Source organism: Arcicella aquatica (assembly GCF_034928825.1).
Lineage (GTDB): Bacteria > Bacteroidota > Bacteroidia > Cytophagales > Spirosomataceae > Arcicella > Arcicella aquatica.
In genome coordinates this window covers 260,420-273,916 of record NZ_JAYFUL010000001.1, presented here as the reverse complement: position 1 = coordinate 273,916, position 13,497 = coordinate 260,420, and the positions used below count along the sequence as shown (strand labels likewise).

General features: G+C 35.2%; 10 protein-coding genes. 8 read left to right on the top strand and 2 right to left on the bottom strand.

What is annotated here, in order from left to right:
• Window positions 1-162: 162 nt before the first annotated feature.
• The 3 genes from VB264_RS01105 (at window position 163) to VB264_RS01095 (ending at window position 4,343) form a co-directional block, all read left to right on the top strand.
• Window positions 163-1,320 (top strand): DUF4349 domain-containing protein, encoded by a 1,158-nt coding sequence (locus VB264_RS01105; protein WP_323246163.1) that lies wholly within the window; start codon window positions 163-165, stop codon window positions 1,318-1,320.
• A 162-nt stretch (window positions 1,321-1,482) separates the two neighbouring features.
• The gene (locus tag VB264_RS01100) at window positions 1,483-2,385 is read left to right on the top strand and encodes a DUF4349 domain-containing protein (protein WP_323246162.1); all 903 of its coding nucleotides are present in this window, start codon (window positions 1,483-1,485) and stop codon (window positions 2,383-2,385) included.
• Between the two features lie 626 nt (window positions 2,386-3,011).
• Window positions 3,012-4,343 carry an amidohydrolase gene (locus VB264_RS01095; protein ID WP_323246161.1) on the top strand — a complete coding sequence of 444 codons (1,332 nt, stop codon included), beginning with the start codon at window positions 3,012-3,014 and terminating at the stop codon, window positions 4,341-4,343.
• A gap of 166 nt (window positions 4,344-4,509) precedes the next feature.
• On the opposite strand, the gene VB264_RS01090 is transcribed toward VB264_RS01095, so the two are convergent.
• Both VB264_RS01090 and VB264_RS01085 read right to left on the bottom strand, forming a co-directional pair.
• Window positions 4,510-5,313 (bottom strand): SDR family oxidoreductase, encoded by an 804-nt coding sequence (locus VB264_RS01090; protein WP_323246160.1) that lies wholly within the window; start codon window positions 5,311-5,313, stop codon window positions 4,510-4,512.
• A 74-nt stretch (window positions 5,314-5,387) separates the two neighbouring features.
• Entirely contained in the window at window positions 5,388-7,457 is a 2,070-nt protein-coding gene (locus VB264_RS01085) for a S9 family peptidase (RefSeq protein WP_323246159.1), read from the bottom strand.
• A gap of 371 nt (window positions 7,458-7,828) precedes the next feature.
• Between VB264_RS01085 and VB264_RS01080 the strand changes: the two genes are divergently transcribed.
• The 5 genes from VB264_RS01080 (at window position 7,829) to VB264_RS01060 (ending at window position 13,371) form a co-directional block, all read left to right on the top strand.
• Entirely contained in the window at window positions 7,829-8,038 is a 210-nt protein-coding gene (locus VB264_RS01080; RefSeq protein WP_323246158.1) for a hypothetical protein, read from the top strand.
• A gap of 16 nt (window positions 8,039-8,054) precedes the next feature.
• Entirely contained in the window at window positions 8,055-8,504 is a 450-nt protein-coding gene (locus tag VB264_RS01075; protein ID WP_323246157.1) for a regulatory protein RecX, read from the top strand.
• 78 nt (window positions 8,505-8,582) lie between these two features.
• Window positions 8,583-10,991, top strand: a complete 2,409-nt coding sequence (locus VB264_RS01070; RefSeq protein WP_323246156.1) for a ligand-binding sensor domain-containing protein — start codon at window positions 8,583-8,585, stop codon at window positions 10,989-10,991.
• 252 nt (window positions 10,992-11,243) lie between these two features.
• Window positions 11,244-12,410 (top strand): pyridoxal phosphate-dependent aminotransferase, encoded by a 1,167-nt coding sequence (locus VB264_RS01065; protein WP_323246155.1) that lies wholly within the window; start codon window positions 11,244-11,246, stop codon window positions 12,408-12,410.
• A 112-nt stretch (window positions 12,411-12,522) separates the two neighbouring features.
• The gene (locus VB264_RS01060) at window positions 12,523-13,371 is read left to right on the top strand and encodes a prephenate dehydrogenase (protein WP_323246154.1); all 849 of its coding nucleotides are present in this window, start codon (window positions 12,523-12,525) and stop codon (window positions 13,369-13,371) included.
• Window positions 13,372-13,497: the final 126 nt, after the last annotated feature.

Genomic DNA, 13,497 nt, shown 5'->3' with positions numbered 1-13,497 from the left:
TTTTTTTTTAAACCTCAAGTTTAGCTAGCTAAGCTTGAGGTTTTTTTTAATGAATTTTAATATTTTTAATAAGTTTTTAATTTTTTTTTAATAAGTTTTTAAGTATTCACAATACTTGAGTAATTGAGGACGTTACATTGGAAACTAAATCCTTTATTGCCAATGAAAACTTACCAATTATCTCTTTTTGTCATTGCGATGAGTGCAATGATGTTTACAAGTTGTTCAGAAAAAAAGGCTGAAACGACTATCAGTTCATCCGAAAATGCTGACACTACAGCTTTGTATGCATCGGAAAATGACACTTACAACCAGAAGTCGGAAGAAGATGTGGCTTCAGACCAAAAACCAGCAGAAGATACTATTTCTGAGCCAAAGTCAGAAGAAGACTTTGCTTTAGGTCAAGAGCCAGAAGGAGAGATTATTTTGGAGCAAAAGTCGGAAGAAGATGTTGCTTTAGGTCAAAAACCTAAGGAAGAGGATATTACGTCTGATAAAAAATTAAAAGAAGGGGTTGCTTCAAATCAAAAGGCAACAAATGAAGTTGCGTCAAATCAAGAACCAACAATAGGTCTTGACAAAAAGAAAATTATTAAAACGGCAGATTTGAGGTGTAAAGTAACGGATGTACAAGAAGCTACAAATCATATTGAGGATGTTGTAGAAAAGTATGATGGCTATGTAACGCATGCTGAATTGGAGACCAGAACATTTCAAAATGATGAAGTTGAAATTAGTGAAGATTCAGTTTTACACAATAGAACATACGAAATCACTAATAGCATTACGATAAGAGTGCCAAGTCGATATTTTGAGAAAGTACTACGAGAAATTCAGCCCGTGATGGTATATATTGATCATAAAAATATAGCTGTAGATGATGTAAGTGCCTCATTATTAGCTACTGAATTAAGCAAAAAGCGTTTTTCAAAATTTGAAGACCGTTATGCCAAAGAAATTGATAAAAACGGTAAAAAATTAAAAGAAACGACTACATCAGAAGAAAAGCTATTAGAATTACAGACTAAAGCAGATATGAACAAAGTACAGGCTTTAAGTTTAAAAGATCAAATAAATTATAGTACCCTAACGATTGAATTATATCAGCCTATGGCAAATACTGTAGAAGTTCTTGCTAATACGGATAATAGGTTAGCTGTTCAGCCTACTTTCTTTGCTCGATTCTCGAATAGTTTACAAACTGGATGGTTCTTTATTGAGGACATATTGATTTTCTTTGCGACATACTGGTTTTTTATATTGATTGCATTAGGAGGATATTGGATTTATAAAACTTATGCTAAATCAGTAAAAGAGTAGAATAGTTAATAATTAAGTAGAGGCTATCCGAAAATGATAGCCTCTATTTTTATAAATATGAATTTGTTTTAATGATTTTTTAAGTATTTTTTAATAAGTTTTTAAGTATTTGAAATGCTTGAGTAATTATTGACGTTTCATTTAAAACTAAATCCCATTACAATGAAAACTTACCAATTACCTCTTTTAGCCATTGCCATCAGTGCAGTGATGATGTTTATGGGTTGTTCAGAAAAAAAAGCTGAGACGACTATGATTTTGCCTGACAGTGCTGATACTATCACTAACGATGGTTTTGCAGGCTTACAGTCAGAGTCCACTAAAGACAGAAAATTTATTAAAACAGGCGAATTAAAAGGGAAAGTTAAGAATGTACAAGAAGCTACAAATCAGATTGAAGATATTGTAGAAAAGTATGATGGTTTTGTGACACATGCTGAATTAGAAAACAACGTAATTCAAATCAATGACGTTGAAATCAGCGAGGATTCGGTTTTACATAATAAAGCTTATGTAGTGGTTAACCGAATTTCAATGAGAGTACCTAATCAATATTTTGAGAAAGCACTAAGGGAAATACAACCAATTATGACATTTGTGGATTATAAAAACATTACAGCAGACGATGTAAGCTTTTCTTTGATGGCAAAAGAATTAACTAAAAAGCGGTTTTCAGATTTTGAAAAACGTTATCAAAAAGGGATTGCTGAAAAAGGTAAAAGATTAAGTGAAACTGCAAGAGCAGAAGAAAATCTGTTGGATGTTCAGACACAAGCAGATATGAATAAAGTACAAACGCTGAGTTTGAAAGACCAAATTAATTATAGTAATATTACTGTCGAGGTGTATCAGCCTATGACTAATACCATTGAAGTTTCCCTTAATATGGATAATAGCTTTGCTTTTAAACCCAATCTTTTTCTTAGAATTTGGAGTAGTTTAAAAATTGGATGGTATGTTTTTGAAGAAATAGTAGTGTTTTTGAGCAAACTTTGGTTGTTTATCCTGATTGGTTTTGGGACATATTGGATTTATAAAACTTATCGTAAGTCTATAAAAGATTAGAATAATTAATAGAAGTCATTCTTCTTGTATTCTTGGTAGAGAGGAAGTTGCTTGTCAAGAAGCGAAAAATAACTAATGCTCTTTACTTAACTGATAAACAGTGATTTGTGTTATCCATGTGAACACCATTTTCAGGTAATCACAATGATTTATTTAATATTGAGCAGACTTTTGAAGAACTCACAACGATGTTAGAGGATGCTACTGGACTATTTATGAATGTAGAAGAGGACCGTTCGCCTATGTGATTTGATGGGCAAAGTTTACATCAACCATGTTATCAAAAACAAATTATCGCCAATATTGCTCTTAACAAAAGGAACGCTACAAAGAGAGGTATTCTATTGAATGAACTAACGCATGAATAGATAGTTATAGGTCTTTGTTAAATTGATACGATGCTTTCGAGTTGGATGGGATTTAACTTTATCGTTTTTATTATCATGACAATTAAGAAAATAAAAAAGTCAGGATGACTTCAATGAGTAAAACCTATCATTAAACTTAAATATGCCATATTTTACGGAGTAAAAATAGTTAAATAGGTATTAAACATTTGGCAGATGGTTTTTAAAATAGTAGATTTAGTTAAAATTCATTTCATCTTAAAACCAAACTAGTATCATATGAAAAAGATAATTATGCCTATGGCGTTGTTGATATTTTCTTTATCAACATCATTTGGGCAAGGTGCAGTTGCTTTAAAATCTAAAATTGCGCAAAAGGCAGAATCGCTAGAAGCTAAAGTGGTTACTTGGAGAAGAGATTTTCACCAAAATCCAGAATTAGGAAACCGAGAATTTAAAACGGCTGAAAAAATAGCAACGCATTTACGTGCATTAGGAATAGAAGTAAAAACAGGCGTAGGTAAAACGGGAGTTGTAGGGGTATTAAAGGGCGGTAAACCTGGACCAGTAGTAGCCTTACGTGCGGATATGGATGGCTTACCTGTAAAGGAAAGAGTAGATATTCCTTTTGCTTCAAAAGCTACAGGCGAATATAACGGACAACCAGTAAGTATCATGCATGCTTGCGGGCACGATACGCACGTGGCTATTCTGATGGGGACAGCAGAGATTCTAGCCTCGATGAAAAGTGAATTAAAAGGTACGGTAAAATTCATCTTCCAACCTGCCGAAGAAGGAGCACCTGAAGGCGAAGAAGGAGGAGCCGCTTTAATGATTAAAGAAGGTGTGTTAGAAAATCCTAAAGTAGATGCCATTTTTGGTTTGCATATTAATTCGCAAACAGAAATCGGGAAAATAAAATATCGTCCCGGCGGTACAATGGCTAGTTCTGACTGGTTTAAAATCAAAATCAAAGGCAAGCAATCGCATGGTGCCTATCCTTGGTCAAGTATTGACCCAATTGTGACGGCTTCGCAAGTGATTATGGGTTTACAGACCATCGTAAGTAGAAATGCACCTGTGACAGAATCGGCTGCGGTAGTTACAGTAGGGCAAATTAATGGTGGTGTCAGAAGTAATATTATTCCTGAGGAGGTAAATATGAACGGTACTATTCGTGCCTTAGATACTGGCGTACAAGATATGATTCATGCTCGTATTTCACAGATTGCCACCAACATTGCAGAAAGTGCAGGCGCAACTGCCGAAGTAAGCATTACTAGAATGTGCCCTGTTACGTATAATGATATTCCTTTGACTGAGAAAATGATTCCTACTTTGGATGGAGTAGCAGGGAAAGAAAACGTTTCAATCACTGCTGCCGTTACAGGTGCTGAAGATTTTGCTTTCTATCAACAAAAAGTGCCGGGCTTTTTCTTCTTTTTAGGAGGAGCACCCAAAGGTAAATCGCCAGCACAGACACCTGCGCATCATACGCCTGATTTTTATATTGACGAGGGTGGCTTTGTATTAGGGATGAAATCAATGGCTAGTTTGGTAGTTGATTATATGGAAATGAATCCTGTGGGGAAGATTAGTGTGGGGAAATAGGAGTTAATTTGAAGATTTGCGAATTTGAAGATTTGAAAATGGGGAAATTATATTACTTGAACTTATCAAATAATATTTCCCAATTTCAAATCTTCAATTGTTTGAATTTGAGTGTATTCAATAATATTAACTCATTTTCAAATCTTCAAATTCTCAAATCTTCAAATTATTTTGCAGTATTTACTTTCTGAACCATTTTATAGACGATGGCAGGGAAATATCGTTTTAAGTATACAGCCATTACTTCAAACATTCCGCCAATGTATACTTCTTTTTTGTTATGTTTAACAGCTTTAACAATTCTTTGAGCACAAGTTGCTGCACTCATCCCGCGACTTTGGTTACTATCCATTTTGCCATGAACATTTCCTTTTCCATCTAAGGCATGCAGTGAAATAGGCGTATTGATATATCCCGGACAAACTACTGTTACCTTTATGTTCTCTTGCCAAGTCTCCGCTCTTAATGAATCAAAAAAGGCAATTAAAGCATGTTTAGCTGCGCAATAACCACTTCTAAGAGGCGTGCCAATTTTTCCTGCTACGCTACTAATCGCTACAAAATGACCCGTTTTTCTTTTACTAAAATGTGGAAGAATGGCTTTTGTCAATGCAACAGTACTGAAAAAATCCAATTCCATAATATCTCGGTAAACGTTGAAATCAGTGTCTTTTACAAATGAACGTTGGGTAATGCCCGCATTTTGAACAACCACATCTATTTGTCCGAAATAAGCCAACACAGTATTTACTTTTTTAGGAAATAACTCAAATTGTAGCATATCCATTGGTAAAACCAAAATGTTTTCGAGGTTTAAGCCCGTGGTGTTAGCTACTCTTTGTAATTCCTGTTCTCGTCTGGCTGAAAGCACTAATTTAGCTCCTTCCTTAGCAAACTGATAAGCGAGAGCTTCGCCAATTCCTGACGAAGCCCCTGTAATCCAGACTATTTTGTTATGGAATTTATTCATGATAATGACTTAGTATTCAAAACTCAAAATTCCCAATTCAAACAACTCCTCATTCCGAACTCCAAACTCATCACTCAAGAATGGATTTCCATCAAATTCAACATAAAAGCATATTCCAAGGCTATATCATGAAAACGCTTAAATCTACCCGAAGCTCCACCATGACCTGCTTCCATATCTGTGTGCATCAACAATAGATTATTGTTGGTTTTTAAAGCACGTAATTTCGCTACCCATTTGGCAGGTTCAAAATACTGTACTTGAGAATCGTGCAAGCCTGTTGTTACCAACATATTCGGATAATCCTTCGCTTCTACATTATCAACAGGTGAATACGATTTCATATAAACGTAATACTCTTTTTGTTTAGGATTTCCCCATTCTTCCCATTCACCTGTAGTCAAAGGAATACTTTCGTCGAGCATGGTTGTTACTACATCTACAAATGGCACTGCCGCCAAAATACCTTTGTATAAATCTGGACGCATATTGGTTACAGCTCCCATCAATAAACCACCCGCAGAGCCACCATTGGCAAAAAGCTTATCTTTGGATGTCCATTGCTCTGCTATCAAATATTCCGAAACATCGATAAAATCATTGAAAGTATTAAGTTTCTTTAACAATTTACCATCTTCATACCATTGCCTCCCCATTTCCTGTCCTCCACGGATATGTGCAATAGCAAAAGCAAAGCCACGATTTAGCAAGCTAAGTCGGGCCGCAGAAAAATAAGGGTCTATCGAATAGCCATATGAACCATAAGCGTATTGGAGTAGCGGTTGAGAGCCATCCCTTTTAAATCCTTTTTTATACACAATAGAAATTGGTATTTTAATACCATCTCTAGCAGTAGCATACAGGCGTTCGCTGGCATAATCATCTTTATCAAACTCGCCCAAAACCGTTTGCTCCTTCATCAGGGTTTGAGCTTGACTATCCATATCATAATCATACACAGAAGAAGGCGTAGACAGCGAAGTATATGAGTACCGAAGAATATTCGTTTCAAAATCTGGATTAGATGAAACTCCAGCATCATAAGCCGTTTCATTAAATTGAATATAATGTTCTGCCTGCGTAGCTTGGTTGATAATACGAATATGTATCAAAGCGTTGCTTCGTTCCTGCAAAACCAGATGGTTTTTAAAAACCTCCATGCCATCCAGATAAGTATCTTCACGATGCGGAATTACCTCTTTCCATTTGGTTATATCTGCACTTTGTCCTTCCGATACTTCCATTAATTTGAAGTTAGTAGCATCATCAACGTTTGTTCTGATATAAAACTTATCCTCAAAATGCTCGATAGAATATTCTAAACCCTCTTCGCGTGGATAGAAAGGAACAAATTGTCCTGTTGGATTGGAGGACTCTAACAAACGATATTCTGTAGAAACGCCATTTTGTTCTGAAACCGAAATGATGTATTTCTTAGATTTCATTCTACCCAAGCCCATATAAAACTGTGGGTCTTCTTCGGTATAAACCAAAACATCTGATGCGATTGGCGTGCCTATTTCATGGCGATATACTTTTGAAGCCAGCAAAGTCTGCTGATCACGCACCATATAGAAAATGGTTTTATTGTCAGTCGCCCAAGCATAAGCACCGCCTTCTGTATTAGGAATTTCGTCAGCTAATATTTCACCCGTTGTTAAATCTTTAAACTTCAAGGTATAATTTCTTCTACTGACGGTATCTATTCCATACGCTAATATTTGTTCATCATCTGATATTTCATAACCGCCAATACTGAAGTAAGACAAGCCTTCTGCCATTACGTTTCCATCTAACATAATCTGTTCTACTGCATCTAAAGAACCCTTTTTTCTACAATACAAAGGATATTCTCCGCCTTCAATATACCTAGAATAGTAATAATAATTACCATCTTTTACTGGTACAGACTCGTCGTTTTCCTTCACTCTGCCCTTCATTTCATTGAAAAGGGCTTCTTGTAAGGGCTTAGTAGGTGCCATTACGGCATCTGTATAGGCATTTTCTGCATTAAGGTATTCAATAACTTCTGGATTTTCAGGTTCATTCAACCAATAATAATTATCTTGACGAGTGTCGCCGTGTAGCGTCATGGGATGTGGCTTTATCGCTGCCACAGGAGCTTGCATTACATCTGGATTCATTATTTTAATTTTTTACTTTCAATCAACTTACCCTCAAAGTGGAAACGCCAATGCTCAAAGATAAGTTTTTCACAGATAAATGAGACTTTTATCTGTGAAACTTTCATCTTTGCTCTTGCTCCCGTGGCTGGTCTCCCGACCAGTCCACATTGTTTTATTGATACTTATTCACATCAAGTACGCAATCATTAATATTGTTTTAGATTCCGAGGTAAAGGTAAAAGCTATTTTAGCTTCATAAGCTAATGTGGACTGGTAGGGAGACCAGCCACGGAGGGGAAAAAATTAGTAAATTGCTTGTGTAAACTTTAAAGCTTAGTAAGTAGTTATTAATATTGTACATAAACTGAAAATTAACCCTTATAAAACACATGAAAACGATAGCGTATGGATTATTAATTGTTGGAGGGCTAATGCTAGTCGCCTTTTTGATTTGGGCAATTATTAGTATCTATGAAATAGGATTGAGCGAGAAAACACTCTTTATCATAATTTTTGGTTGTATTGCAGGTTTTGGACTAATCGGCAGAGTGATTTTTGTTGCAATGGATTCTATCAAAAAAGATAAATTACGAAAATAGAGTACCCTTATTAAACATGAATAAAGAAGCCCTCGTGAAAGTCGCCAATTTTTGTGCCTATCAAGAACGCACCCAACAGGAAGTACGTAAAAGGTTATCAGAATTGGAAGTAATAGGCGACGAAGCCGAAGAGATGATTGTCTGGTTGATTGAGAATAATTATCTTAATGAAGAACGCTTCGCCAGAATATTTGCAGGAAGCAAATTCCGACAGAAACGTTGGGGAAGATTAAAGATTCGTCAAGAGCTAAAAATGCGTGGTGTTTCTGAATATTGCTTGAAAGCAGGCATGAGCGAAATAGATGATGAAGATTATATCCAAACACTCGCTGAAATCCTTGAAAAGAAATCTAAAGAAATCAAAGAAAGCAATCCCCTAAAACGCAAACAGAAGCTAGTAAGCTATGCATTAAGTAAGGGTTTTGAATCTGATTTGGTGTTTGATTTGATAGGAAAAGTCGGATGATACATCGTAATAATAATGCTACAGTTTCCAGAGAATCTCAATAAGTAGTTTTAATTCACTCTGTTAAATATACAATAAATGACAACCTTTTTCAAAACCTATTTATGCCTTTTTGTGCTTCTATTTATAACAAAAAATGACCTTTTTGCTCAAAAAGTGGAAACTTTTTTATCTGATAATGTGACAGGAGCTAGTTTCCTTATTGATAAAGATGAGAGCGTTTGGGTGGGTTCGACAGGGGGTATTATTCACTATGACAAAGAGTACAATATTTTACAGAAAATATCAATTGAAGATACAAAATGGTTTATGGATACAACAAGTGTTGAGACACTTGTAAAAGATAATAAAACAGGAATTATATGGGCAAGTATAGGATTCTATCCATACGGAGGAGTGTATGCTTTTGATCGTGAAAAAATACTTCAAGAGAATCAAATATCTAATGACTTTCAGCCTGAGGAGGCTTTATTCTTTTTTGATAAGTTTGGAAGAAATTGGATTTGTTACGAAAAAGGGACAAAATTCGTTCAATTAGGGATTGACTCGGTACATACAAAATATGATTGGAAAGAAGGTGGTATTTCAAAGTTTATGAAAACGAATATCACATTGGATAATGCAGGTAATATTTGGGTTGCTATTAATAGTACGCTTTATAAGTTTGATGGAAAAAAATGGAATTACTATGATTCGAAAAATAGTATTTTACCCAAAGATTTTTTTTCGATGATTACCTCTGACAAGGAAGGAAATATTCTAGTTTCTGGATGGGATGATATATATAAGGTCAATATGGTATCTAAAACCTTGGTATCAATACCTTACCCACTAAATTCAAATATTCTAGGTTGTTTTTTTAAAACACATGATGGTAAAATAAAAATTAGTACCAGCAATAGGATTTATGATTTATCCGATAGTACTCTTAGTTTGTCATTGACTACCAACAGTCTATTAGATTCGCAAACTCGTATTACTTCAATGATTGAAGATACGAAAGGGAATTTATTACTTGGGTCTTATAACAAAATAGTTATTTATGACGGACAGACTTTGAAATTATTTAATTCGGGCTCGTCGTTAGCGCTACCTTCAAATATTGTTAGCCAAATCAGTATTGACGAACAAAATAATATTTGGATTTCGTCTAATATTTTTGCCACGAAACCAATTAGATTTAATCCAGTTACAAATGATATCATTGTTGCTCCTAATACTGGAAGTGTAATCTGCTTTGGTAAAAATCAAGAAGTTTGGATAGGAGGGTTTGAGACTATTTCTAAATATGATGGGAAAAACTGGACTACAGTAGCTTCCCCTGTCTCTGTTTCGAAGAAAATAGCAACAGATAAAGAAGATAATTTATGGCTATTAGCATATAAGGATTATTGGTTTACTAAAAGAACGGATTTATATAGATTAAAGAATGATACTTGGGAAAGGTTCTCGTTGAATTTTCATATTAATGATATTATACATAATAATGAAAATGGAATGTTTTTGGCTACTACAGATGGGCTATTAACTTATGATGGGAAAAACATAGTAAAACTCTCTTCTACAGACAAGTCAATAACAATTCCTGATACTATTAATAAACTATATGTAGATCCTTTGGGAGTTCTTTGGGTTTTCCCTGAAAAATCAGCAGATTATTTGTTGAAATATGATGGCAACGTTTGGGTTAAATGGATTATTCCAACGGGATTTATTATTGATAGGTCTGAAACTAGTAATCGCTTTATAGTTGATAAAAATGGGAACTTGTGGAGTGGGACAGTTGATGGACTTTATAAATATGATGGCAAAACTGTAAATTATTATAATGTAAGAAATACAGGATTGTTAAATAATAATATTGCTACAATTCAAATAGCCCAAGACGATAACATATGGGTAGGAACAAAACATGGAATAGCCGTACTGACTGATTGTCAAGGATTAAAGCCAACAGTTAATCAACAACCTTCTGCCCAAAGTGTATTAGAGAATACTAAAGTCATCTTTGAAATAAAAGGTGAAAATGTAAAAACTTACCAATGGCAAATAAGCATAGATAAAGGCATTACTTGGAGTAATATAGGAGTTCAAGATACGCTATACCAAGGACAACAAAGTTCAACACTTAGTAAAACTTCTGCTTTTAAAACTGATAATGGATACCTTTATAGATGTGGCATATCAACGGCTTGTGAAACAGCATATTCTAATGCCGCTTTGCTTGAGGTAATAACAATTTTAGGTAATGAGCAGTTATTGGAAAATATCATTAAGGTATTTCCTAATCCTACTCAAGACCAAATTAAAATACAATTACCCCAAAAGTCATTTAAAGCTTATTTATTAAATAATAATGGAATTTTGCTTAAACAAGTAGAAAATCAAGATGTACTTTCTGTTAAAGAATTTCCAGTTGGAGTATATGTACTTTTGATTGATGTTGGAGAAATGAAATTTAGTAGAAAAATAGCTATCGTTAGATGAGGTTTAGTTGAAATTATTATTGAAATGAAAATCATCATAAACACTTGTCAAAATAAAAAAATCACATTACCTTTGAAGTCATGAATAATGCAGCGAACACATACCGTACTTATTATTACTACTACGCGCAGTAGCAGTCGGTTGTGTTTTGACTAATCTTTTTGAAATTCAAAAAATACATATACACAAACCGACTTGAAAAAGTCGGTTTTTTTTTGTGCCTTTTCGCAAGTTCGATGAGGTTTTTAACCAATGAATGTAAAACCAGCTTCCCGAATGGATTTGGTGCAGGAGTATTACTTCTCGACCAAGCTAAAACAAATCGCAGAAATGCGTGTCTCAGGTATTGACGTATTGAATTTGGGCATCGGTAGTCCCGACTTACCACCCTCTGCTGAGACTATTTCAGCATTGGCAACGGCTGCTCAGAATCCTAAAAACCATGCCTATCAAAGCTATGTAGGTATTCCTGCTTTGCGTGAAGGTTTCGCTACCTTTTACCAAAATGCTTATGGAGTAAGTGTAAATCCTGTCGATGAAGTATTGCCTTTAATAGGCTCAAAAGAAGGTGTTATGCACATTTCTATGGCCTATTTGGAAGCTGGTGATGAAGTTTTAGTGCCAAACCCTGGGTATCCAACCTATCGTGCTGCTTCATTGTTGACGGGTGCAACGATAGTGGCTTATGACCTTTCGGAAGAAAACGGATGGTTGCCCGATTTGAAAAAGCTAGCAGAACAAGACTTATCAAAAGTGAAATTGATGTGGGTAAACTATCCACATATGCCAACGGGAGCGAAAGCGAATAAAGCCTTTTTTGAAGAGCTTAGGGATTTTGCTTTAGCAAATAATATCTTAATCATAAACGACAATCCATACAGCTTTATCCTAAACGACGACCCACAAAGTATGTTGGCCGTAGAAGGAATGAAAGAAGTAGCATTGGAGTTAAACTCACTGTCAAAGTCGCATAATATGGCTGGCTGGCGTTTAGGTGTTTTAGTGGGGAAAGCTGAGTTTATTAATCCAGTATTACGCTTCAAATCTAACATGGATTCTGGTATGTTTTTGCCTTTGCAAATGGCAGCAGTAAAAGCATTAGAAAATCCACCTGCTTGGTTTGAGAAACTAAATGCTGTCTATAAAGAACGCCAGAAGAAGGTTTTTGAATTGATGGATTTACTAAACTGTGAATACGACCATAATCAAGCAGGGATGTTTGTATGGGCTAAAATTCCAGCTAACTATCAAACGGGATATGAATTATCTGATGAAATTCTAGCGAAAACAGGCGTATTTATCACTCCGGGGGGAATCTTTGGCTCAGCAGGAGATGGCTATATCCGTACTTCTTTGTGTGCAGAAGTTTCTGTTTTTGAGGAGGCGATTGGTAGAATTTGTCAAGGCTTTAAGCTGTAAGCTATAGGCTTTAGGCAAGTAAAATAGTACATAAAGCCTATCCAAAGAGCAAAATAATATAAACAATAAGCTTAAAGCCTACTGCCTAAAGCTTATAGCAAATAACAAAATTATGACTATTTCAGTAGTTGGACTTGGGCTTATTGGTGGTTCAATGGCTTTGAGTTTAAAAGAAAATGGTTTTGCTGATACCATCATAGGTGTTGATAACAAAACTGAACACATTATTAAGGCATTAGAATTAAAACTAATAGACCGTATCGCACTTTTGCAAGATGCCATTAAGCAGTCGGATATTATCATTTTGGCTGTTCCTGTAGATGCCTTACTTACTTTATTGCCAGACGTATTAAATCAGGTTACTGAAAACCAAGTGGTGATAGAAGTAGGTTCTACTAAAAAGGCAGTGATTGATGCAGTAAAGAATCACCCCAATAGGGGCAACTTTGTAGCAACTCACCCGATGGCTGGTACTGAGTTCTCAGGACCAGAAGCTGCTATCAGAAACCTGTTTGATCATAAAAACTGCGTGCTTTGTGATATTGAAGATTCTAAGCCAGAATTGGTGGAATTAGTTAAGAAAATGTATGTGGAGGGATTAAAAATGAGAATTACTTATCTGGATTCTACTGCTCATGACATACATACTGCCTATATTTCACATATTTCGCATATTTGTTCTTTTGCGTTGGCATCAACAGTATTAGCCAAAGAAAAGGACGAAGAGAGTATTTTCAATTTGGCAAGTACTGGTTTTGAATCAACGGTTCGTTTGGCTAAGTCAAGCCCCGAAACTTGGATTCCAATTTTCAGACAAAACCAAGAAAATATCATCGATGTGCTAGATGCTTATATTACTACTTTATTGAAATTCAAAGGGCTGATGATTTCAGATAGCTATGAGAAGTTTGGAGAGTACCTTACACAAGCAAACGATATTAAACGAATATTGAATAAATAATTTGTACTTATAGTACTCTATGTAAAATAAACAGCGTTAGTGTATGAATTAAAGTGTTATATATCAAGGTTTTAAACCTCGGCTGCAAAGACAACTCATCACTCTCAATTCACAACTCTTACTTAG

Bases quoted from the DNA above. Each gene is read 5' to 3' on its own strand.
- VB264_RS01090 (WP_323246160.1), bottom strand. From the start codon at position 5,313: ATGAATAAATTCCATAACAAAATAGTCTGGATTACAGGGGCTTCGTCA.
- VB264_RS01080 (WP_323246158.1), top strand. From the start codon at position 7,829: ATGAAAACGATAGCGTATGGATTATTAATTGTTGGAGGGCTAATGCTA.
- VB264_RS01075 (WP_323246157.1), top strand. From the start codon at position 8,055: ATGAATAAAGAAGCCCTCGTGAAAGTCGCCAATTTTTGTGCCTATCAA.
- VB264_RS01105 (WP_323246163.1), top strand. From the start codon at position 163: ATGAAAACTTACCAATTATCTCTTTTTGTCATTGCGATGAGTGCAATG.
- VB264_RS01065 (WP_323246155.1), top strand. From the start codon at position 11,244: ATGAATGTAAAACCAGCTTCCCGAATGGATTTGGTGCAGGAGTATTAC.
- VB264_RS01070 (WP_323246156.1), top strand. From the start codon at position 8,583: ATGACAACCTTTTTCAAAACCTATTTATGCCTTTTTGTGCTTCTATTT.
- VB264_RS01095 (WP_323246161.1), top strand. From the start codon at position 3,012: ATGAAAAAGATAATTATGCCTATGGCGTTGTTGATATTTTCTTTATCA.
- VB264_RS01100 (WP_323246162.1), top strand. From the start codon at position 1,483: ATGAAAACTTACCAATTACCTCTTTTAGCCATTGCCATCAGTGCAGTG.
- VB264_RS01060 (WP_323246154.1), top strand. From the start codon at position 12,523: ATGACTATTTCAGTAGTTGGACTTGGGCTTATTGGTGGTTCAATGGCT.
- VB264_RS01085 (WP_323246159.1), bottom strand. From the start codon at position 7,457: ATGAATCCAGATGTAATGCAAGCTCCTGTGGCAGCGATAAAGCCACAT.